This window comes from Adlercreutzia sp. DFI.6.23 (assembly GCF_024462535.1).
GTDB classification, from domain to species: Bacteria; Actinomycetota; Coriobacteriia; order Coriobacteriales; family Eggerthellaceae; genus Adlercreutzia; species Adlercreutzia rubneri.
The window spans coordinates 1-307 of record NZ_JANGBP010000410.1; the positions used below are offsets into that span (position 1 = coordinate 1).

At 68.1% G+C, this 307-nt stretch carries 1 protein-coding gene; it reads right to left on the reverse strand.

What is annotated here, in order from left to right:
* The coding region (gene ytpR / locus NE591_RS13930; protein WP_371130628.1) for a YtpR family tRNA-binding protein at window positions 1-307 on the reverse strand (307 nt) is incomplete at both ends.

A 307-nucleotide genomic window follows, 5' to 3' on the forward strand; every position in this document is an offset into this window, starting at 1 on the left:
GACGCGCCCGTCGGCCAGCCCATGGCGGACTTCATGGGCGCGTCATCGGGAAGCACCCAGATGCCGGAGTGGTCCTGTCCCAGCCCCAGCTCGCGGCGCGAGCAGCACATGCCGCAGCTCACCACGCCGCGCAGCTTCGATTTCTTGATCTTGAAATCGCCAGGCAGCACCGCGCCCACGAGTGCCACGGGCACCTTGACGTCCGCCGCGATGTTCGGCGCCCCGCAGACGATCTGCACGGGTTCCTCGGCGCCCACATCCACCGTCACCACGTGCATGTGATCGGAATCCGGATGCGGCTCGCAGG